This is a genomic window from Prosthecobacter sp. (genome assembly GCF_044227185.1).
GTDB lineage: Bacteria > Verrucomicrobiota > Verrucomicrobiia > Verrucomicrobiales > Verrucomicrobiaceae > Prosthecobacter.
Genome location: NZ_JBGAFO010000006.1, coordinates 483412 through 505529, shown reverse-complemented (window position 1 = coordinate 505529; position 22118 = coordinate 483412). Strand labels below are relative to the sequence as shown.

Below are 22118 nucleotides of genomic sequence, written 5' to 3'. Positions count from 1 at the left end.
GGTGTAGCGTTTTGCTTCTGACTTCCTTCGGACCCAGCCTCGCGGCTGACGCCCCTGTCTTTCGGCTAGCACTTCCCCTTGCCGGGTGTGCGGCGGACTTGAACCGCCAAGTGAGTGCGCCCTGCCGGGCGCACAAACAAGAGCCCTGGCCGACGAGCGCCGGCCAGGGCTGGGAACAGACAGAGTGGGGGTTGCAATGGAGGGAATGAGAAGTCTTCCACTCCTTCACTGCCTGTTCGCGGGAGGGATCGGATGCGAGCCCGCGAATGGATGCCTCGATTTCCGTCAATCTCCAGGATGCGCCACAAAGGGCGGCGACCTCAGAGATTGGCTTCCCGATTGACCCATTCCACCGCGGCACGCACCAGCTCAGGGGCGGTTTTCAACTGAAGCTTTTCCTTGATGTGAGCACGGTGGGTTTCCACAGTTTTCACGCTGAGGAAGAGCGTGCGTGCGATCTCGCGTGTGCCACGCCCCTCGCCCACGGCACGGAAAACTTCGATCTCACGGTCGCTGAGCTGCTCAATGGTGGAAGTGCCGACGTTGTTGGTCCGCCCATTGAGGAAGGTGTCGAGCAGCCGGCCGCCGATGGCTTCACTGAGATAGAGGCCGCCGCTGAGAACACGACGGATGGCTTCGATGACTTTTTCAGAGGGCGCAGCCTTCATCACATAACCGCGGGCTCCGGCACGCAGCGCGCGCTCGGCGTAAATGCTTTCGTCATGCATGGAGACCATGAGTGCGGGAAGCTGGGGGTGCAGGGCTCGGACGGACTTCATCAGTTCGATGCCGTTGGTGCCCTGAATGGAAATGTCCAGCACGATGATGTCCGGCTTCAGCTCCTCCACGGAAGTGAGCGCCTGGGCGGCGGAGCAGATCTCCCCGCAGACCTGAAGATCCGGCTCGTGATTGATGAGCTGGGTGATGCCATTGCGGAAGATCGGGTGGTCATCCACAATGAGGACCCTCCGCTTCGCAGTCGTCGCAGCCATGGGCGGCGGTTGTGATGCAGCACCATTAGTGGGGGATTTGGAAGCAGTCTTCGCCATAAGATGCAGGAGTGGAGTTCAGAAGCAGGAGTTGATGCAAATCAAGAATGGTCAAGTCGGAGAAGCAAGTCTGCACCGCACCACGGTGCCCCCGCCCGTGCGGGCTGCAAGCGAGAGTACGGCTCCAATCGAGCTGGCGCGGTAACGCATCAGCTTCAATCCGAGGCCGGTGGACTGGTCGTGGTTTTCCGGCAGGCCCACGCCGTCATCCGTGATGGAAAGGGTGATGTCCTGCTGCCGGATCCCTAGATGGACGCTGATGTTGCGGGCATGCGCATGGCGGGAGGCATTGACCACCGCCTCCTGCACGATACGGTAAAGGTGCATGGCGACATCATTGTCATGCACGGGAACGGGCTCGTGGCAATGCAGCACGCAGCGGGTCTGCCCGGGCACATCATAGCGGGCGGTCAGATCCCGCAGGGCGGCCACCAGCCCGTCGGCATCCACATCCACGGGGTGCAGCCCCTTGGCCACGTCCCTGGCGTCGTTGGCCGCGCTGCGAATGAGACTGGCGATCTCCTTGAGCCGCCGCGCCATCTCAGGGTCGGACTTCTGCTCGCACACGTCGCTCAGGGTGGTGGCGATCATGACCACGCCGGCAAGGTGCTGGCAGACGCCCTCGTGCAAAACCTGGCCCAGGCTGCGGCGCTCCTGCTCGCTGATCTCGGTGATTTCATGCTCAAGACGCTGCCGTTCCTTGAACTCATGGCGGAGTTCCTTGTTCGCCGCCGCGAGCTGGGCGGTGCGCTCGATCACGCGCTCCTCCAGCCGTTCATTGACTGCAGCCAGGTCCGCCTGCACACGCATGAGATCATCGATGTCCGCACAGGAGCCAAACCATTTGGTCACATTTCCCTGCTCATCCCGCACGGGCTGGGTGTCGCCGCGGAACCAGCGGTAGCTGCCGTTCACCGCGCGGAAGCGGAATGCCATTTCGAAGGGTTTCTGCTCAACGATGGCCTTCTGCCAGTTGGCGATGACAGAAGCATGATCCTCGGGGTGAATGGCTTTCATCCACCCGACTCCCGACGCCGCAGCGAGGGTGAGACCGGTGTAATCAAGAAAGTGCTGGTTCACATAGTCGCTCTGCCCGACCGCATTGGTGGTGTACATGAAGACCGGAATCCGCTCGGTCATGGTGCGGAAGCGCTCCGCGCTCTCGCGCAGTTCCGCACTCTGCGCTTTGAGGCGCTCCTGGGCCTCCTCCAGCGCCAGTCTCTTTGCGTTCAGCTCGTCATGCATCACCTTCTGGCGCGCCATCGGGGCGGCATGGCCGTCCAGTGATCTCGCCCCTTCTTTCGCAGGTCCGGCCTTCTTCGTGCGCACGGCATCCCGTGGCGGCGATGAAGATGTTTCCTTGGCCTGCCGCTGGGGTTTCATGATTTGGATTTTGCAAAGAAGAAACAGACAGAGTGCGTGATCATGAAGTTAAAGAGTGACGCCGCAAAACAGGTTCAACCTCTGATCCGCCGGCCGTTCACGCAGGGCAGCGGATCCTTCCGTATTCTCAGGCCATCACTGCCGTGAGATTGACGGCCTCGCGCGGGCCGGACCAGTCAATCTTGTTGCCAACAATGCACGGCGGCAAATCGTGGGCGTGATACAGGGACTTCAGCCCATACAAGACGCCGAGGCTCACGCGCCGGTCTGCCAGAGACTGGGAGTTGAGCAAACACTGGGCGCACATTTTAGTTCCCTTCCACGGGCATGGCCAGGCGCAGGGCTGAAGTGAGTGACTGGTGGACATGGTCGCTTTTTGTTCAGGTTTACCGAGACTAGGGAACCAAAACGCCGGAGCCCTCACGGAGAATTTCCTGTTCGGCCTGACGCCAGTGCTGCTCGTCACAGCCCTCCGGACAGCCCTGCTGCTGCCAGATTTTGTAGGCGCGGGCGGCGATCTCGTCCGCATGCGCATGAGAGCTCGTTGCAGCTCTCTTTTGATCCGTTGGCAGGGCGTTCTGGCCGGGAGATTTTCCGGCTCCTGACTTGGCGTCGGCGGTGGTGTTCAGCGAGACTTTCTGCGCCGGGGATTTTTTGCTGGGAGAAGTCGTTTTTTTGGCCGTGGCGGTCTTTGAAGTGGCGGAGGTTTTCATGGTGTGGATTAGCACCGATGATGAACGCGATCTTCAGTTCCGACAATCGGGCGGCTGCCTGCTTCTCCGATCAGGCAAACCCCTATATGCGGACGGCGCCCTTGACACCGTTTTTCGGCCGGATCTAGGCGCTCCCCCGGATGGGAAAGCATTTGCTTTCCCATCCGGGGAAGACGCTCCCGCTCATGACTCGGCCGGGGTCAGTTCCGCAGCCTCCACGTTGATCGTGGTTTCCGCCAGTTCGGTCAGCTTTTCATCAGTCGCTTTCTCCTCATCCAGCGTCTCATTGAGAAGCTTCACCGCATCCCCGTAGCCGAGGCATTCTGCGAGGGTGCGGGCAGTGCCGTATGCGGCGATCTCGTAGTGCTCCACCCGCTGGGCGGCACCGATGAGGCCGGCATCACGCACGGCGTCCTCGGCGTCCTCGCTGATGAGTTCGCTGCCCTCTTCGATCAATCCCTCCATGGCCTTGCAGCGATGACCGCCAAGCTTGCAGTCCAGGGATTTGGCGATTTCTTCGAGGCGGGCCACATGATTGCGGGTCTGTTCCAGATGTTCTTCGAACCCGGCCCGGAGGGCTTCACTGGTGGCGGCCCGGGCCATTTTTGGAAGGGCCTTCACCAGCTGGTTTTCAGCGCTGTAGAGGTCTTTGAGTTCATGGACGAGCAGATCCTGGAGAGTTTGGAGTTTCATGATGGTCTGGGTTGTGTTTAGGGTTGCGTTAGCGCCCAGACTTCGGCAGGCCGGAACCTGCCGGACGTGCGTTCACTGGATGATTTTTGTCATGATGCCAGCCTCAGGCGCATGCCTGAAGATCGTGTTCATGTTCATTTTTCCGCAGTCAGGAGCCCCTTGAATACCGCGCCAGCGTCTGCAGCAGAGTCTCAGCGGTGACGGGCTTGACCAGGTGCTGGTTAAAACCCGCCGCCCGCGTACGCTCGATGTCGGCGGCCATGCCATAGCCGCTCATGGCCACTGCTGGGATCTGGGAAGATTCACGCAGCTTCGCCACCACATCCAGACCAGACCCGTCCGGGAGGCCCACATCACTCAAAAGCAGGTCAAACGTCTCTTCTGCCAGCGCCTGCCGGGCCTGCGCCGCCGTGCTCGCGGTGACGACCGTATGCCCCCAGCGGGACATCAGCCGGTGGAGCACCCGCCGGGTGTCAGCGTGATCTTCGACCAGCAGGATGCGAAGGGCCTTTTCGTGACTGTCCACAGGCGGTGCTTCGGCCGAAGGGGCGTCCCGCTCCTTGAGCGCGGGCAGTTCCACCCTGAAAATCGCGCCCTGATTGTGCCCCCCGCTGGCTACAGAAATGGTGCCGCCATGTGCCTCCACCAGTCCTTTTGCCACGCTCAAGCCCAGGCCCAGGCCACCGAAGCGCTGAGTGGTGCCCACATGCCCCTGACGGAAGGGGTCGAAGATCTGCGGCTGCATTTCCGGTGCAATGCCAATGCCATTGTCCTCTACTTCCACACGTATGGCGGCGTCGGTGAGAATGCTGCGAATGGTGACCTGCCCTCCCTGCGGGGTAAATTTCACGGCATTGGCCAGAAGATTGGAAAACACCTGGGCGAGACGTGCGGCGTCTCCGCGAACCAGCGGCTGACCGGAGGCGAGCTCCATGACCACGGCGATCTCCTTTTCCCGGAGTTTCGCCTGCGTCATGGCCAGGGCGTCCCGCAGCACGATGTGGACGTCCACGGGTGTGGAATGGATGCGCAGCTTGCCACGCGTGATGCGGGTGACATCGAGCAGATCATCCACCAGCCGGGCCTCCAGCTCGATGTTGCGGCAGATCAGTTCGAGAGATTCACGCAGTTCCACAGGGTTTTCCGCTGGCGTGCCAAGGAGAGCGGACACGGCGGCCAGAGCCGGAGTGAGAGGCGTCCGCAACTCATGGCTGAGCACCGCGAGGAAATCGTCCTTCGCGGCATTGGCTGTTTCCGCCGCGGACTTTGCCGCCGCCAGCTCCTCCACCATCACCTCCAGATCCTCTGAGCGGCTGTCCAGGGCGCGGCGCAGGGCATCCCGTGTGAGCTTGGTCTGCAACTGGTTGCGAACACGTGCGCGAAGCTCATCAATTCCGAAGGGCTTCATCACATAGTCCTGCGCGCCTTCGACGAGGAGATTCAGCTTCATCTCATCGTCGGCCTTGGCGGTGAGCAGAATCACGGGCACGTCACGCAGGCGGTCATCCTCACGCAGTTTGGCCAGAAGCTCATCCCCCGTCATGCGTGGCATCATCATGTCCGTGAGGATGAGGTCGGGAACGCGCTCCCGGATCGCCTCCAACGCGGCCAGACCATCCTCTGCGACACGGGTTTGCGCGTCGGGCTTGAGCACACGGCAGATGAAATCCCGCATGTCACGGTTGTCCTCCACGACGAGGATCTCCGGCCGCGGCGTCTTCTCGGGCTGCGCGGGCATCAGCCCCTCTTCAGCGCGTTCATGGGCGGGCGCGTTTGCCAGCCGCTCCAGTGTTTCGTCGGTGCCGGTCCAGAGAGAACTGCCGACCTCCATCCCGCCAGGGGCACGGCGCGGCAGGCGGACCCGGAACTGGGCGCCACCTGAGGGGCTTTCTCCCACTGTGATGCTACCACCATGCATCTCCACGAATTCCTTCACGATGGACAAACCGAGGCCAGTACCGCCATAACGCCGCTGCGTCTCCTTGTCCCCCTGCTGAAAGCGCTCGAAGATCCCTGCCCGCAGCTCCGGCGGGATGCCCGGCCCGGCGTCCTCCACGGTGAGCGTGAGGTGATCTCCTTCCTCGGCCAGCGCCAGCCGCACCACACTGTCATTGGGGGCGTATTTGAAGGCATTTGAAAGCAGGTTCATAAAGACACGCTGCACCTTGTCGCCATCCACCTCGGCCAGGGTTTCCTGCGGTGTCTGCAGCTCCACACGAATGCCGCGTTCACCGACCACAGATTCAAAAATGTTTGCCATGGCGCGCGCCATGGCGGCCAGATCCAGCCGTGAATAATGCAGCTCCAGCCTGCCGGCCTCCAGCTTGGACACATCCAGCAGATCGTTGACGTACTTGTACAGGAGCAGCGTATTGCGCCGGACCACCGTCAGCTCCCGCCGGGTCGCGGGGTCCGGCTTTGCCTGGAGCAGCCGCTCCACGGGTGAGAAAATCAGGGCCAGCGGCGTGCGCAGTTCATGGCTGACATTGGCAAAAAAGTTCGTCTTGATCTGATCCACCTGCTTCACCTTGGAATAAAGCTCGTTGAGCTCGCGATAGGCGATTTCCAGCTTCTCACGGTGCTCCGCGGAAGTGCGCGCGGCCTCCATCAGTCTGAGAACGTGGGGAACCAGCGGTGGCAGAACCAGCGCCGTCGTGACGGAGGCGATGGCGGTGACAAGTTTCACCCATCCGGACAGCCAATAGTGAGGATTTGCCGCCGTGAGCGTCCATACCTCCATGAAATGAGTCGCTCCGCACGCGACGATGAAGGTGGCAAAGGAGAGCATCATCCAATGAAAAGGCAGGTCGCGCCGTGCACGATAGACGAGCCAGACGAGCGTGGCGGAAATCGCCACATAGGCCAGGCCGATGAGGAGGTCCGAGCCGCCATGCAGCGTCATGAGCTGCCTGTTGAACAGATAGCAATGCGAGTGCGGCATGAAAAAGTCCGCGGCACTGATTCCAAGGGAGAGATAAACCCCGACGGCTAGCAGCGCGAGGCTCGTCAGAAGGATGATGTAATGAAAAAGCGACCGGTTCATGGTATTGAAAGGAATCGGGGCCGCAGTGGCGCGGCGGCACTGAAATACACAAAGACAGACTAACATGCAGCACGACGCAGTAAAGCCGCGCCATGGAATGTGGCTGGATGCATTGCCACGAGTTCGTCGGGTCTCTTACAACTTGCTCTCCAGTTATCACCAGATCGGGCGCTTCCCTGAGGGCTGGCTCAGGCACTTGCAGGAGCCCTTCGTGCACCGACCGGCATGGGGGCACCCGTTCGCCGCAGGCAAGCTGGCGCAGCCAGGGTTGTTCACACCACCGGGAGCGCGAGCCGTGTGAGCAGACAAGCTTCATCCGCAAGATAGCTCTGCCGGAAGGACACACCGGAGGCCTGCATCAGCCGCCGGGCGTTCCAGAGGCCCAGGCCGTAGTGGTCGCGCCGGGTGGAGGAAAACGGCTGGCCCCAGGCGCTCGGGTCCACCGCAGCCTTCTTGGGTTCACGAAGTTCGAAGGTTACCTCATTCCCTTCGCACCGTGCGGAGATCATCAGAGGAGCGCCCGGAGAGTGCAGGGTGGCGTTGGTCAGCAGCTCGCGAAACACCGTGGCCATCATCTCGACGTCCACGCTCACCTGTTCCTCTCCCAGTTCGTCCGTCCACCTTACCTCAGGGGCGGCCGTTAGCGCCGCATGCTTTTCACGCCAGATCTTCAGCAACACGCGGGCAGGAAGCTTCGCTGCGACCGCCGAAGGCTCCTGAAACAGCGTGGAAAGAGTCCGCAACTGCTGCGTGACCGCGCGCACCTGCCTGCGCACCCGCTTCACGCTGTCCGCAGCTTCGCCTTCCGCGGGCACCAGTTCGCTCAGATATTCCATCTCCAAATCCAGGCTGTTCAATCCATTGCGCACGTCGTGCGTGTGCTGGCGTACAAAGGCCGCCGCACGTGACCAGGGTATGGTGGTTTCATCCATGCGGACATTTACGCCAGCATCATTGATGTTGGCGACACTTAAATCATGGCCTGAAGCACAATTACGCCAGGCCCCTCATTTCGTCCCGAATACGCGGACGAGGCAAAAAAATGGAGTGTGGGAACGGGCTTCAGGCCCGGCCCCGAAGCCCAATCGTTGCTTAGCTGTTGTCGTGCTTCTCTTCTTTGCTGAGCCTGAGCAGAACATCGGCCTCGTCGTTGGCCTGAGTGACGGCCGCCTCGAGTGACGAAACGCACTTGTCAAAGACGTACCGCGGCCCCGACATGCGGGTCTTGATCGTCTCGCTGTCCAATGCGTCCAGTTTGGCCGCGAGGAAGGCCCGCTGCTCTTTCAATGCCTGCAGGCGCAGTTGAAAATACCCGGGAGTTGTCGCGTTGGTTTTGGCAGCCACTGCATCGATCTGTTTGCTCAGATCACTCAGGGTCAGGCGGGCGCCCTCCTTGAAAGTGCCCCAGTCATCGCTCAGGTAGGCTTTGCTTTTGACCCAGAAATCGCGCATTTCCTGAATCACGGATTCTTCTTTGCCCGGAGCATCCCCGGCAAGGCTGGAGGTCAGGCTCATCAGCAGCGCCGCCAGAATGGTCATTGATATGGTTTTCATGATGTGTCGTGGGTGGAATTTTGAAGGCAGACCTCTCCTTCGGCCCCAGTGCCAAAAAAGAGAGGTCTGCACGAGCTTTGACGATGAATACGCAGTTCGGTTCCTCTCCGGGCGCAGGGAAGCCGCCCCTTCCGTCAGGGCATGCCCCGGTTCCCCTGTCAGCCCCCGCTTCACGGGCAAAATATGCCGATCCACAAAGCCATTTCCGGCTCGACGGACGATACCCTGCTTCGGGGAGCCCCGGTGCGGAACGCTGCGTTTAAGACCCCTGAATTCTTATGGAGCAAAGAACTTTACTGATCGTTGACGAAAACGCTGAAGAGCGCGCAAACGCCATCAGTCAAATCCGGCGCGATGCAAACTTCGACTATCAGGTGACCGAGGCGGCGACGATCGCGGAAGCGCGGAAGGCGGTCTCCGAAACGCGGCCCGACTGCATGGTGCTGGCCCAGCGGCTGCCCGATGGCACCGCGCTCGATTTCTTGCTGGGCGCCGACACCTGGCACGGACACCAGCCCTTCCCGGTCGTCATCCTGGCGGACACCGGCGACCTGGAGTTTGCGGTGGCTTTGATGAAAGCGGGCGCGCAGGACTATCTCGTGAAGGCCAACACCCGCCCCGACACGATCCGCCTCGCGATAAACCACGCCATCTGCAAGGATCACCTGGAACTTCGGTTCGAAGAGCAGCAGACGGAGCTGAAGCTGCTTTACACCAAAGCGAGCGTCAACAATGCCGCCCTGCGCGCGGCCAATGCGGCGAAGGATGATTTCCTGGCAATGCTCAGCCATGAGCTGCGCACTCCGCTGACACCGGTGCTCTCGCTGGTGTCCTCGAGCATTCATGACAAGGCGCTGCCCCCGGAGCTGCGCGAAACCTTTTCGATGATCCAGCGCAATGTGGAGCTGGAAGCACGCCTGATCGATGACCTGCTGGACCTGACACAGATCGCCAGCGGCCGGCTCAAGATAGAAAAATCGCCGGTGGACATTCACCGCTGCATCGAGGCTGCACTGGGGGTCTGCCACGAGGGCTTTGCCGAAAAGCGGCTCGTCGTCCGCACCGACCTCGCCGCCACAAAATCCATGGTGCTGGGTGAGTTTGCCCGCCTCAACCAGGTGTTTTGGAACCTGCTCAAAAATGCCATCAAGTTCACCAAGCCTCACGGTCACATCACAATCGTCACATCCAATGACGAAGACAACATCGCCATCGAAATTCGTGACGACGGCCAGGGGATAGAGCCCGAACGGCTGGCCTCCGTTTTTGGCACCTTTCATCCGATCAAGCCGCGTCCCACCGGCACAGGCGTCGGCCTGGGCCTGGCCATCACCCGCGCGATTGTGGAAGGACATGAAGGTGAAATCCGCGCCGAAAGCAAAGGCAAAAACTGCGGGACGATCTTCCGCATCCGGCTGCCGCTCTCTGCCCCTGGGGCGGTCATGGATGAACTGTCCGCGGCTCCGGCCTTCGGCACCGCCCACCGGGGCAGAAGCATCCTCGTAGTGGAAGACCACGATGACACGCGGCGCGCCCTTTCCTCCGTGCTGCGACGCAGGGGCTACGATGTGACCGCCGCCGGAAGCGTGGCCACCGCCGTCAGACAGTTTGCCCTCACCGCCCCCGACCTCGTCATCTGTGACATCGGCCTGTCTGATGGCACGGGCTGGGATCTGATGAAAAAACTGCACGAGCACGGGCCGGTGCGCGCCATCGCAGTGAGCGGCTATGGCATGGAGCATGATGTGAGGAGAAGTCGCGAGGCCGGATTCATCGACCACCTCACCAAACCCATCAACATTTCCAATCTCGAGGCAATGATCACAGCAACCCTTTCGGACGTGCCCGCGCCGGCAGGCTCATCCGACTTACGGAGAAACCAGGCCGCTCATGAAAACAATCAGCCGCATTGAACTGGAACAGTGGCAGGACAACAACCGCAGTTTTGCACTGATCGACGTGCAGCCCAGCAGTCTGCATCCGGACCGGCATCGCCTGGAAAAGCGGACACACGAGTTTTTGGAAAAAATCTTCCGGCTGGGGATTCGCAGCGAAGAGCCGATCGTGCTGTATGAAGGAGGCTCGGCTGATATTGATGCGGATGCGGCGGCCGACATCCTGATGCAGGAGGGCTTTCACGAGGTTTATTGCTTCGCTGGCCCACAGTGCGCCTTTTATGGCACGCAGCACGACACCTTGGGGTGAGCCTCCCCGCACGGCGCCCCCCCGTTTCCGTACATCCTTTTTCCTCCTCCTGACGTTCCGTCATTAACCCATGCCTCCCATGAAAACCATTGTCGCCCTCGTGGACTTTAGTGATGCGTCGTCCAAGGTTTTGAATTATGCGCAGACACTTGCTTCCTCTCTCGGCAGCCAGGTGATTTTGCTGCATGTTGTCCCTCCTGAGATTCCAGTTGCTCTTTATGGCGCTGAAGTCCCGCCCGTTCCGATCGAGCCCTCGCCGGCCACCCTGCAGGCCAACCAGGCAAAGCTTGACGAGTTTCTGCATTCCCTCACCCAGGCCGGTGTAGGGGCGAGGGCCCTGCAAATCAAAGGGCCGGTGGCTGAGACCGTCCAAAACGAGGTCGCGCGCCTAAATGCCGATCTCGTCGTCATGGCGTCCCATCATCACAGTGCGCTTTATAATCTGTTCATCGGCAGCACCACAGCCGATGTGCTGAAACGCGCGTCTTTTCCCGTGCTTGTGGTGCCCTGTGATGTCTCTGAGGTGGAGGCTAAGTAAGGCGGGCCCATTCTCCGGAGCAGCCTCAAGGCACGCAGGAGACTCCTTGCGCATCCGTCGCCTGGACAAAGGACCGTGATGCACGTTCATGCAGATGCCTGACATCCATGTCCCCCGGGTGTCCCCTGGTCACAAGGGCAGCCTTGGAGATGGCCGCATTCTCCGCCTCGTGCAGGTCGTGGGCCTCGACATCGCAGCGCAGCAGAAAACGTCCGGTGGTAAGATCATGAATAACGGCGCGATAGCTCATGTTAAGGTTTGGATGAAGTTCGTTCCCGTGGGTAATCACGGTGTCAGTAACATCGCATCCCACCGCTCGGACGGATGCACAGATCGAAGTCTCTTCACGCAGCGGAAGGATGCCTCCACCCGTAGGTCCTTGGGGGGCCACCCTGGCCTCCGGCCCGGAGAAGCCACGTCGCCGTATGTTTTCAGGGGCAGATTGTGAAATCAGGACGTCCAGAAGCCGTGCCAGGTGCGATTTGTGAGGAAACAAGCCTGACCTCCTGGGACCCTGCATTCAAACATGGATGCTGCTTCCCGTGTGAGCACCCCCTGAACTTTAAAATGAACATGCAAGCAACCGCCGTTCCCAGCGCACCGGCAGTGGCCGAAGCTGGCAAACGCCTGCTTGTCGTGGATGATCATCCGGTCTTCCGGCACGGCATTTGCCAGTATCTCAGCCAGGTTTCGGATGTAACGATCTGCGCCGAAGCGGCCAATGCGCAACACGCTCTCGAAGCCATGCGTCAGCATCAGCCTGACATGGTGCTGCTGGATGTGTCCCTTCCCGGGACGAACGGCATTGAACTCGTCAAACACATGCTCGCGGAGCGGCCGACGCTCCTCATTCTCATGCTCTCCATGCATGATGAATCCCTCTACGCCCTCCGTGCCCTGCGGGCGGGAGCCAGGGGCTATGTGATGAAGCAGCAGACTATGGAAAACATCCTGGATGCGCTGCGCAAGGTCAGCAGCGGCGGCATTTACGTCAGCCCGCGGTTCAGTGAGAAACTGATTTTCAAGACCATTGCGGGCAGCACCGGAGACCTGGGCTCCCCCGTTGAAAAGCTTTCGGATCGTCAGCTCGAAGTCCTGCAGTTGTTCGGACGCAACAAGAGCACGCGTGAGATCAGCGAAACACTGCACCTCAGCGTGAAAACCATCGAGACCCACCGCACCCACATCAAGGAAAAACTGGGGTTTAAGGATGCCGATGAGCTGATGAATTTTGCCATGGAGTGGATTGCCGCCCAGGAAGGCTGAGCGGCGGCTTGGATCTCCCCGGGGCGACCCGGCCACTTTACAACACCATGCGAATAAAACGCCATGACCTTGTCCACCGACACCACCGCCCTGCAAATCATACGGATGATCAATGCTCCGTGTGAACGTGTGTACGCCGCATGGACGGACCCTGATCTGGCCAGGCTATGGTGGGGAGCGGACGGCTGCTCCACGGACGAGCTGGTTCTTGATGTATGGCGCGGCGGCAGGTTCCGCTGGGTGGCCCGCCCGGCCGATGGTGAGAAGCTGACGATCGAGGGGAAGTTCCGCGTAGTTCGTCCTTACGAAAAGATCGTTCACACCTGGCAATGGGTCGAAAACGCCGCCTGGAAGGACGCCTTGAGCCTCGTCACAGTCGAGTTTCTCGAGAAGGAAGATAACACGGTCACCGAAGTGCGCCTGACCCACGACAAGCTCCCAGACGAGCAGTCGCGCGACAACCGCATCAATGAGTGGAACAACGCTTTGGACAGGCTCGAGCACCTCCTGGCGGTCCCTGCATGATGCACCCCTGAAGCGTGGGCGGTGACAGGGCTTGTCGGGGTTTCCCCGAAGTCGCTCCCATCTTCTGCCTGAAACGCGGACATGTGACGGAATGCGAAAAGATGTGCAACCCGGAGCACGCCGTCGCAAGCGGCAAACCGCTAACCATCCCACCCCATCTCATGAACACCCAAGCAGACCTCATCGAATGGCTTCGCAACGCCTATGCCATGGAAAAAGCCCAGGAAACCGCCCTTCACAAACTGGCGGTTTATCCTCACACGCACCCGGCCTTGCGCCATCAGGCAGCGCTGCACTGCAATGTGACCCGGCAGCACGCCGCGGCCCTTGCCCACTGCCTGAAGCGTCTGGGATCGGAAACCTCTTCTTTGAGAACGGTGCTGGCCCAGGGGATGGACCTCACGCGGGGTGTCGGTGCCGCTTTTGCGCGCGACGAACGCATCAAGGAGGTGCTCACGGTTTTCGTCACCGAGCATTTTGAAATTTCCTGCCACACCATTCTGCGCACAGGAGCGGCGCGGCTGGGGCTCACGGACATTGTGCGCACCTGCGACAAAATCTTGACCGAGGAAAAACGCATGGTGGAATGGCTGGAGCTTCATCTGCCCCAGATCATCGCCAGCTACCTGTCCCCGGTGGAAGAGACCAGGGAAGACGAAGAACTGAAGGAGGACGTCTTTGATCTGGCCGAAAGCACCTCCGGCTGGCGTATTGCCCAGTGGGAGTTTGCTCAACTGGCGCAAAACACGCCGCTGTTTGGCGGGTCGGCTCCGCGCCCCGTGTTTGCCAGCATGTTGAGCTAGAAGGAGCTCAGAGCACGCCGGGAGCAGGAGTCTGAGCGCTGATTCTCACTTCGTCACAGTCTGAAAGGGCTGTTGAAAGGGCGTGCGGTCTTTGCAGACGCACGCCTGCATTCATTCACCCTTCGGTGAGGCGGCAGGTGCAAAACGCCGCCCGCAGCCATCACTTCATTCCTCCGCCCGGTGGGGCTTGATGTTGAAGGTCTCTTCAGCGAGGTGATGCAGCCAGCATGGAACCGGGGGCCGAATCATGCGGTGCATGAACGATGTCCCGACTGCCACCTACCGTCTTCAATTTCACCGAGGTTTCACCTTCTCCCAGGCACGCGAGGTAGTGCCTTATCTGGCAGAGCTGGGCATCAGCCATGTTTATGCCTCTCCCATTTTCCGCGCTTCGCCGGGCAGCACGCACGGCTACGATGTCTGTGATCACAATGAGCTGAACCCCGAGATCGGCACACGGGAGGAGTTTGAGTCCTTGTCAGAAGATCTGAAAAAAAATGGGCTCGGTTTGATTGTCGATTTCGTGCCCAATCACATGGGGATCGAGCACGCGGTGAACCCCTGGTGGCGGGATGTCCTGGAAAATGGACAGGCCTCAATGTATGCGCGTTTTTTCGACATCGACTGGCGGCCGCTGAAACGCGAACTGGCCGGCAAGGTGCTGCTGCCGGTGCTGGGGGAGCAATACGGACGGACACTGGAGGGCGGTGGCTTCCGGCTCGAATATGCGGCCGGCCGCTTTAACGTGCGCCATGGCGAGCTCTCCCTGCCTCTGGCACCACAGACCACCCGCCCGCTGCTGAGGCAGGCGGTGACGCTGCTCACGCCTGCGCCGCCGGAGCTGGAAAGCATTCTCACCGCCATCGAACACCTGCCGCCGCGTACCGAGACGGCGCCGGAGCGCCTCGCTGAACGCGTGCGTGAGTGCCAGATCATCCATCAACGCCTGACACGCCTTTGCGCCGCCATTCCAGCCGTGGAAGAGGCCATTCAAGACGTGGTCAAGGCATGGAACGATCCTTCTGACACCGAACACTTTGACCGGCTGGACCAACTGCTCAGCCTGCAGTCCTACCGGCTGAGCTCCTGGCGGGTGGCGGCGGAGGAAATCAACTACCGCCGCTTCTTTGATGTCAATACGCTGGCCGCCATCCGCATGGAGCTGCCGGAGGTGTTTGCCGCCACGCACCGGCTGCTGTTTGAACTGATCGATGCCGGCCATCTCGCCGGCGTGCGCATCGATCACATCGACGGCCTCGCCTATCCGCGCCAGTACCTCGACCGCCTGCGTGAACGCGGAGGGGATGGCTTGTATCTCATGGTGGAAAAGATTCTGGGGCCTGACGAAAAACTGGTCGCGGACTGGCCCGTGCAGGGCACCACGGGTTATGAGTTTGCCAATCAACTTGTGCAGGTGCTTGTCTCGTCACAAAACGCCCCTTCTCTGGCTGCCGCCTACGAGCGCTTTCTCGGCCACCGCCCCAACTACCGTGAGATCGTCTATCGCAGCAAAAAGCTGGTGATGGAGTCCTCCATCGCAAGCGAGGTAAACGTGCTCGGCATGCTGCTCAACCGCATTTCAGAAAGTCACCGCTGGTACCGTGATTTCACCGTCAATGCGCTGACCACGGCCGTGCGGGAGGTCATCGCCTGCTTCTCGGTGTACCGTACCTACCTGGATCCAGCGCAGCCGGCGGACGAAGCAGACAGACGCGTCATCAACCGCGCGCTGGCCCTCGCGCGGCGGCGCAATCAGGCGCTGGAGCACACCGTCTTTGAGTTTCTGCGGGATGTGCTGCTTCCACCCAAGGACAACCCGCATCCTGTGGATGAAGAGCTGCGGCGCACCTTTGTGCTCAAGTTCCAGCAATGCACCGGGCCCATCACAGCCAAAGGCGTGGAGGACACGGCCTTTTATGTCTTTAACCGGCTGACCGCCCTGAACGAAGTCGGGGGTGATCCAATGTCTCCGGGCGCTGCCGTGGAAACGTTTCACCGCCAAAACACGCTGAGGCAGGCGGCGCTGCCGCACTGTCTTCTCACCACCTCCACGCATGACACCAAACGCAGCGAGGACACCCGTGCACGTCTTGCCGCCATTTCGGAGTGGCCGGAGGAGTGGGGCCGCGCAGTACGGCGCTGGCATATCATGAACCGCAAGCATTCACGCGAGATCGACGGTGAGACGGCTCCTGACGCGAATGAGGAATACCTGCTGTACCAGACCCTGCTCGGAGTGTGGCCGTCCGAAGGACTGCATGAAGGCAGCCGGGCGGACTTTGTGCAGCGCATTCAGGACTACATGCTGAAGGCAGGTCACGAGGCCAAGGTCAACAGCAGCTGGCTGGAGCCCAACGTCGCATGGGATGAAGCAGTGGGCCAGTTCGTGGCGGCCATCCTTGCTCCAGGCAGGCGCAACCGCTTTCCGCAAAGCCTGCAACTGCTGGCGGAGCGCACCGCCCAGCAGGGCGCGATCAACTCCCTGACCCAGACGGTGCTCAAGCTCACCTGCCCCGGCGTGCCGGATCTCTACCAGGGCAGCGAGCTGTGGGATTTCAGCCTCGTGGATCCTGACAACCGCCGGCCGGTGGACTTTTCTTTGAGGCAGCAGCGGCTGGGGGGCATCAATAAGGCGGAACCTCGTGTACTGCTGGAGCACTGGCGCGACGGGAGGATCAAAATGTTCGCCATCCACAGGCTGCTCGAGCTGCGGAGAAGCCATCCTGGACTTTTCTCCGAAGGGGGCTACACCGCGCTTCCTGTCCAGGGCACGCACGCGGACAAGGTCATCGCGTTTGAACGACGCGCGGGAGATGAAGCGCTTCTTGTCATCGTGCCGCGCCATACGGCGGCGCTGGGCTTTCCACCGGTCGGCGCCCCATGGGAGGACACGGCGGTGCTCGCTCCCATCACGGCTCAGACCGGCCGCGATGTTTTCACCGGACGAGAACATTTGGGCCCGCACCTTCCTCTGAGTGAGCTCCTGGCGGAGCTTCCTTTTGCCGCGCTGACCCTGCGATATGAAAAGGGTGCAGTTTGACGCCTCCGCGGCTCATCTGCGGTGCTCTTTGACCACCCGGCGGATGGCGGCAATGAGCTCCCGCAGGTCGATGGGCTTCACCAGATGTTCGGAAAAGCCCGCCTCCCGGCTGCGGCGCATGTCCTCCTCCATCCCATAGCCGCTCATCGCAATGCCCGGCATGCCCCGCGCCGCGCGCACCCGGCGCATCACATCGTAGCCACTGCCATCCGGCAGCCCCAGATCGCTCACCAGCAGGTCAAATGACTCGTGCTCCGCCAGCTTGATGGCGCTGTTCACATCCGCAGCCTGCAGCACCGTCACTCCCGCCTTGCACAGTTGACGGCTCAGGATGCGCGCCGTGTCCGCATGGTCTTCCACCAGCAGCAGCCGCAACTGCGGCAGCACCGCATTCACAGGCGGCGCCGCCAGCCGTATCTTCGCCGTGGTGGTCATCGTTTTGGACGGCAGCTCGATGATGAACGTCGCCCCCTGCCCCACTCCGGCGCTCTCCGCCCGTATGCTCCCATGATGCAGCTCCATGAGGGCCTTGCAGATCGCCAGTCCCAGCCCCAGCCCGCCAAACTGGCGCGTGATGTTGCTCCCGCCCTGCTCAAACGCGTTGAACACATGCGGCAGCCTGTCCGCCGGAATACCGATGCCCGGATCAATCACCCGCACTTCGCAGTAGCCGTCGTCCCGCCGTGCCGTGCTCACCTGGATCACTCCTTTTTCCGGGGTGAACTTGATGGCGTTCTTCAACACATTCCAAAGCACCTGCTGCAGACGCGCCGAGTCTGCCGCCACCATTCCCGCCTCGTCATCGAGCTCGACTTCCAGAAACACCGCCCGCTCACGCAGTTGCGGAGCGCAGATGCTGCACACCTGGCGCACGGTGTCATTGAGGTCCACAGCTTCAATGTCCAGGGCCAGCTTGCCGCTGGTGATGCGGCTGAGATCGAGCAGGTCATCAATCAGCTTGGTCTCCAGCTCGATGTTGCGCTTGATCATCATCAGCTCCTCGCGCATCTCGGGCTGCAGCGCGGCATCGTGCTCCATGGCCGCAACGGCCAGCAGCACCGGAGTCAGCGGCGTGCGCAGCTCATGGCTGAGCACCGCCAGAAAGCGGTCCTTGCTTTTGCTGGCCAGCTCCGCCGCGTCCTTCGCATCCCGCAGCAGCATCTCGGTGCGTTTGCGCTCGGTGACATCCAGCAGCATGTTCACCGCGCCTGTCATGCGGCCCTCGTCGTCGAAGATGGGGTCAGGATAAGGCAGCACATGGCGCCGCGTGCCGTCAGCACGCTCCACGATGATTTCCTCGCCCCGCACCGCCCTGCCCTCCTGCAGTGTGCGTGCCATCGGACAGTGTATCAGTTCCAGCGGCGAGCCGTCCGCCCTGTAAAGCTGGTATGAGCCGCACCACAGGTCTTTGCCGATCTCGGGCTCGCGCCCCCAGAGCTCCACAGCCGCCGCATTGTAGAGCTGGATGTACCCCTCCCGGTCACAGGTGTAAACAGCCGCGGGGAGTGACTGAATCAAACTTCGGTATTTTTCCTCGCTCGCTCTCAGGGCGCCCTCCGCCCGGCGGCGCTCCGTCACATCCGTGTTTGTTTCGAGAATGGATGCCGGACGTCCCTGGGCATCACGATCAAGAACCCAGCGTGTGTTGTCCATGATGACCGCCCCGTCCTTCCGTATGTGCTTCACCTCCCCGACCCAGCGGCCGTCGCGGTTCAACTGTTCCATGATCCGTTCCAGCGGCTCTGGAAACTCGGTGCGCAGCAGGTCTTCCTTCACCCTCCCCAGGGCCTCCTCCCGGCTGAATCCATAGGCATCCTCCGCCCCTTTGCTCCAGTAGGTGATGCGGTTTTCCGCGTCGCGCACAAAGATGGCGTCAAAGCTCAGGTCCAGCAGCCGCGACTGCTCCACCAGCCGGTCTTCCGCCCGCCTGCGGTCCGTGATGTCGATGATGGCGGCCACCAGGCCGATCACCTCTCCAGCCGCATTCCGTTCCGGCGCGTAGGCGCAGCGCATGTAGTACGGCTCCCCCTCCTGGCGAGGATGTACGGTGTCAAACTCCACGGTCTCACCAGCCAGGACGGAGTCGATGTAAGGCTGCAGGCTCTCACAGGCCGCCGCTCCGATGACATCCGCGATCTGCCGCCCGATGATTTCCTCACGCCGCAGGCCAAACTGGCGGGCGTAAGGCTCGTTCACAAACTTATAGCGGCTGTCACGGTCGCAATGCGCGATCAGCACTGGCGCAGTGTCAGCGATGAGGCGAAGCTGCTGTGCAATGTTCTGAACCCTCTCTTCGGTGCGTTTGCGATCCGTGACGTCGCGAATCGTTGCCAGCAAACCGATGATATTGCCATGGACATCATGCAGCCGGATGACGGCGGATTCGACGTAGATCTTCTCACCGCTGTGTTTGATGTGAATGCTCTCGCCACGCCAGCGCCCGATGTCGCGGAGGGCGGCGGCGGCAGCCTCCTCAGCCTCGGAATTGAGCCACTGCACGGTCCAAAGCTCGCTCAACCTGCGCCCCAGCGCCTCAGAAGCGGTGATGCCGTACTGCTTCTCAGCAGCGGCATTGAGATAGGTGACGTGTTGATCCAGATCCACCGCGACGACAGAATCACTGATCTGGGAAAGAATGTCTCCGCGGAACTGGTTGTACTCGGCCTCGGCGCCCCGCAGCGTGAAAATCTGCGTCCCCGTCTGCCCCTGTACCACGAGAGCATCCACCTCCCCGCTGCGGATGGCCCGCAGGGTCTCCTCCGCCACCTCCAGGCGGGCGCCTATTTCGGCGTTGGACACCTGCAGCCGGTCCACCTCATCCTGCAGCGGATTCAAAGCGGGGCTGGAAGCGGGACTCATGGCTGCGGCGTTTGTGTTTCAACCGTTTTACGCAGCCCCAGCCCTGTTAGGATGCGCTCGGTTTGAGACATGTCGCCTATGAAACGGCGCGGCGGCAGCGGCCCCTTCTTGATCAAAGTGGGCGAGGCTATCACCTGATCGCTCGCGGCGAGCAGCGGGTTTTTCACGATGTCCACGATTTCCAGGTCATAGCGTCCAGCCAGATGCTGCTCGCAGATCCTGCGGGTGTTCACAATAGCCCGGTTGGAAAGCGGCGTATGGGCTGTGACAAAAAGCCGCAGTACATAACGAGTTTGGGATCTGACGGCGGCGGCCTCCTCCAAAAAGGTGAGGGTGCTGTCTGCCAGTGGTGGAGGCGTCAGGTTCATTCAGCAGCCGGCTTCAAAGGTTTCACCGGCTGCACGTCCAGCCCCACCAAAACGCGTTCTTCATTGGACAAGTCCCCGATGATTTTTTTGATAGGCTCGGGGAGACGACGCACCAGCGTGGGCACGGCCAGGATCTGGTCTCCCGCCGCGAGCTGCGGAGTCTTTAAAAGGTCGATGACCTCGATGCAATACTGCCCGGCCAGGTGGGTTTCGCACAGCCGTTGGAGGTTGTTGAATGCGGCCTGGGACTTGGCGGTCTGTCCGGCAACATACAATCGCAGCTCAAACTGAGCGGCCTTCTTTTGGGTGGTGTTGCTGGTGCGCGTCATTGCCGTGGCCGGGGGTGTGATTTGCCGTTGGGACCGCCCCGCAGAGCCGCCATGCTGGCTGAGTTTTTCTGTGCATTCCTGTCCTGAAGAAGCTCATGCTGAATGGCGAGTTTTGTTTCCTCTTCCTCGACATCCACCTCCGCCTGCAGCCGCGCGATCTCGGCCTCCACCGCCCTCCGTTTGCTGGCAAGCTGGCGCAGCCTGCGCTGGTGGTTCTGTGCACGCAGGTCCCTGGAGGCGGCGGAATGCGCCTCCTGGGCCGCACGCGCGCTGCCTGTGAGAACCCGGTCCTCCAGCAGGCAGACGTCCAGCAGATCGATGCCTTTGTCACTAAGCACAAACTCCCGCACCTGGTTGGAATGGCTCATGCCGCGTGCCTTCAGCACGTAAAGGGTGCGGTTGTGCTCGCCGTTGATCTCGTTGTTGCGAAGAAGCAGCCATACATCCATGAGAGAGGAGACGCCCACCTGCGAGTCTTCCCGGGCAGTGGCCCCCTCGCTGGTCAGACTGGTGAAAATAGCGGTGACCTGGCGCTGCTTTAAAAAGTCGATCAACCGCATGAGCGTGGACTTCACCTCCGCCTCCTCCACTTCAAAGGTCAGGTTGCTGATCGGATCCACCGCGACAAAAGCCGGCCGGAACGTGGACACGAGGTCATGCATCGTCACCAGGTGCTGCTCCAGCCCCTGCAGCGTTGGCCGTGCCGAGTGGATCTGCAGAAGCCCCTTCTTCACCCATGTTTCCAGATCAATGCCAATAGACCGCATGTTTCTCATGATCTGCGGAGCGGACTCCTCGTACGCAAAGAGCAGGGCCCGCTCCCCACGCTGGCAGGCTGCTTCCGCAAACCTCGCGGCGATGCTGCTCTTGCCCGTGCCCGGGGAGCCGGAAACCAGCACGCTGCTGCCGCGGTACACCCCTTTGCCGCCCAGCATCTCATCCAGCCGTGCTATTCCGGTGGAGATGCGCTGGGTGGAGACCTCATGGTCCAGCCGCAGGGAGGTGATGGGCAGCACTGAAAGGCCGTGAGCGGCGATGATGAAGGGATATTCGTTCATCCCATGGGTCGTGCCGCGATACTTCAGCACACGCAGGCGCCGCGTCGAGATCTGCGCCTCCACCCGATGATCCAGAACGATCACACAGTCCGCCACATACTCCTCCAGTCCATAGCGCGTCAGAGTGGAATCTCCGCGTTCCCCGGTCACCACCGCCGTGACGCCCCGGTCTTTCAACCAGCGGAAGAGACGGCGGAGCTCGGCGCGCAGCACGGCGTGGTTGGGCAGCCCCGCGAAAAGCGCCTCAATGGTGTCCAGCACCACGCGTTTTGCCCCCAGGGCGTCGATCGCATGCTGAAGACGGATGAAAAGTCCGTCCAGATTGTACTCCCCCGTCTCCTCGAACTCGCTGCGCTCCAGATAAACATAGTCGAGCACGATCTTTTTCTGCTTCACCAGCTTGTCCAGGTCAAACCCCAGGGAGCGGAGATTGGCCGTCAGCTCCGCGGCGCTCTCCTCGAACATCATGCAGACACCGGGTTCACGAAACTCGATGGCGCCACGCGCCAAAAACTCCAGCGCCAGCAGCGTCTTGCCGCACCCCGCGCCGCCGCAGATCAACGTGGGTCGTCCGGACGGAAGGCCGCCCTCGGTGATTTCATCCAGTCCCTGGATACCGGTGGGAGTTTTGGCAAGAGTGGCAGGTGGCGGTGGTTCTTTTTTTCGTTTCATTCGTATTCGAAAATGCTCAG

At 61.1% G+C, this 22118-nt stretch carries 20 protein-coding genes; 7 read left to right on the top strand and 13 right to left on the bottom strand.

The genetic code is table 11. The features are described 5' to 3' along the window. Positions 1-320: 320 nt before the first annotated feature. From ACILSQ_RS16970 to ACILSQ_RS16935, 8 genes are all read right to left on the bottom strand, one after another. Positions 321-992, bottom strand: coding sequence for a response regulator (locus tag ACILSQ_RS16970; protein WP_395744844.1), 672 nt, complete (start codon positions 990-992; stop codon positions 321-323). A 108-nt stretch (positions 993-1100) separates the two neighbouring features. Then, the gene (locus ACILSQ_RS16965) at positions 1101-2432 is read right to left on the bottom strand and encodes a PAS domain S-box protein (RefSeq protein ID WP_395744843.1); all 1332 of its coding nucleotides are present in this window, start codon (positions 2430-2432) and stop codon (positions 1101-1103) included. A 127-nt stretch (positions 2433-2559) separates the two neighbouring features. Then, on the bottom strand, positions 2560-2799 hold the full coding sequence (locus tag ACILSQ_RS16960) for a hypothetical protein (RefSeq protein ID WP_395744842.1): 240 nt from the start codon (positions 2797-2799) through the stop codon (positions 2560-2562). A 28-nt stretch (positions 2800-2827) separates the two neighbouring features. After that, positions 2828-3145: a DUF2934 domain-containing protein gene (locus ACILSQ_RS16955; RefSeq protein WP_395744841.1), complete on the bottom strand. Its 318-nt coding sequence runs from the start codon at positions 3143-3145 to the stop codon at positions 2828-2830. Positions 3146-3328: 183 nt separating this feature from the next. Continuing rightward, positions 3329-3838: a ferritin-like domain-containing protein gene (locus tag ACILSQ_RS16950; protein WP_395744840.1), complete on the bottom strand. Its 510-nt coding sequence runs from the start codon at positions 3836-3838 to the stop codon at positions 3329-3331. Positions 3839-3986: 148 nt separating this feature from the next. After that, positions 3987-6881, bottom strand: a complete 2895-nt coding sequence (locus ACILSQ_RS16945; RefSeq protein WP_395744839.1) for an ATP-binding protein — start codon at positions 6879-6881, stop codon at positions 3987-3989. Between the two features lie 272 nt (positions 6882-7153). After that, positions 7154-7813, bottom strand: coding sequence for a hypothetical protein (locus ACILSQ_RS16940; protein ID WP_395744838.1), 660 nt, complete (start codon positions 7811-7813; stop codon positions 7154-7156). A 160-nt stretch (positions 7814-7973) separates the two neighbouring features. After that, positions 7974-8435 carry a hypothetical protein gene (locus ACILSQ_RS16935; protein WP_395744837.1) on the bottom strand — a complete coding sequence of 154 codons (462 nt, stop codon included), beginning with the start codon at positions 8433-8435 and terminating at the stop codon, positions 7974-7976. 278 nt (positions 8436-8713) lie between these two features. Between ACILSQ_RS16935 and ACILSQ_RS16930 the strand changes: the two genes are divergently transcribed. The 3 genes from ACILSQ_RS16930 to ACILSQ_RS16920 all read left to right on the top strand — a co-directional run bounded on the left by ACILSQ_RS16930 (position 8714) and on the right by ACILSQ_RS16920 (position 11178). Then, positions 8714-10348 carry a response regulator gene (locus ACILSQ_RS16930; protein WP_395744836.1) on the top strand — a complete coding sequence of 545 codons (1635 nt, stop codon included), beginning with the start codon at positions 8714-8716 and terminating at the stop codon, positions 10346-10348. Then, complete coding sequence (locus ACILSQ_RS16925; protein ID WP_395744835.1) at positions 10326-10640, top strand: hypothetical protein; 315 nt, start codon at positions 10326-10328, stop codon at positions 10638-10640. Before ACILSQ_RS16930 ends, ACILSQ_RS16925 begins: the two co-directional genes overlap by 23 nt. Positions 10641-10719: 79 nt before the next feature. After that, positions 10720-11178, top strand: coding sequence for a universal stress protein (locus ACILSQ_RS16920; RefSeq protein ID WP_395744834.1), 459 nt, complete (start codon positions 10720-10722; stop codon positions 11176-11178). Positions 11179-11203: 25 nt separating this feature from the next. Here the strand turns inward: ACILSQ_RS16920 and ACILSQ_RS16915 are convergent, their stop codons facing one another. After that, complete coding sequence (locus ACILSQ_RS16915) at positions 11204-11428, bottom strand: hypothetical protein (protein WP_395744833.1); 225 nt, start codon at positions 11426-11428, stop codon at positions 11204-11206. Between the two features lie 317 nt (positions 11429-11745). Between ACILSQ_RS16915 and ACILSQ_RS16910 the strand changes: the two genes are divergently transcribed. From ACILSQ_RS16910 to treY, 4 genes are all read left to right on the top strand, one after another. Next, positions 11746-12444, top strand: a complete 699-nt coding sequence (locus tag ACILSQ_RS16910; protein WP_395744832.1) for a response regulator — start codon at positions 11746-11748, stop codon at positions 12442-12444. A gap of 63 nt (positions 12445-12507) precedes the next feature. After that, complete coding sequence (locus tag ACILSQ_RS16905) at positions 12508-12969, top strand: SRPBCC domain-containing protein (protein ID WP_395744831.1); 462 nt, start codon at positions 12508-12510, stop codon at positions 12967-12969. A gap of 161 nt (positions 12970-13130) precedes the next feature. Continuing rightward, a complete protein-coding gene (locus ACILSQ_RS16900; RefSeq protein WP_395744830.1) occupies positions 13131-13772 on the top strand; it encodes a DUF892 family protein in 642 nt (213 codons plus the stop codon). A gap of 256 nt (positions 13773-14028) precedes the next feature. Beyond that, positions 14029-16812 carry a malto-oligosyltrehalose synthase gene (gene treY / locus ACILSQ_RS16895; RefSeq protein WP_395744829.1) on the top strand — a complete coding sequence of 928 codons (2784 nt, stop codon included), beginning with the start codon at positions 14029-14031 and terminating at the stop codon, positions 16810-16812. Between the two features lie 12 nt (positions 16813-16824). Here treY and ACILSQ_RS16890 read toward each other — a convergent pair whose 3' ends face one another. From ACILSQ_RS16890 to kaiC, 4 genes are read right to left on the bottom strand one after another with little or no spacing between them, the layout of a single operon-like run. Further along, complete coding sequence (locus ACILSQ_RS16890) at positions 16825-19671, bottom strand: PAS domain S-box protein (protein ID WP_395744828.1); 2847 nt, start codon at positions 19669-19671, stop codon at positions 16825-16827. After that, entirely contained in the window at positions 19668-20039 is a 372-nt protein-coding gene (locus ACILSQ_RS16885) for a circadian clock KaiB family protein (protein ID WP_395744827.1), read from the bottom strand. Before ACILSQ_RS16885 ends, ACILSQ_RS16890 begins: the two co-directional genes overlap by 4 nt. Continuing rightward, positions 20036-20368, bottom strand: coding sequence for a circadian clock KaiB family protein (locus ACILSQ_RS16880; protein WP_395744826.1), 333 nt, complete (start codon positions 20366-20368; stop codon positions 20036-20038). Before ACILSQ_RS16880 ends, ACILSQ_RS16885 begins: the two co-directional genes overlap by 4 nt. After that, positions 20365-22098 carry a circadian clock protein KaiC gene (kaiC, locus tag ACILSQ_RS16875; RefSeq protein ID WP_395744825.1) on the bottom strand — a complete coding sequence of 578 codons (1734 nt, stop codon included), beginning with the start codon at positions 22096-22098 and terminating at the stop codon, positions 20365-20367. The genes ACILSQ_RS16880 and kaiC overlap by 4 nt, the downstream gene beginning before the upstream one ends. Positions 22099-22118: the final 20 nt, after the last annotated feature.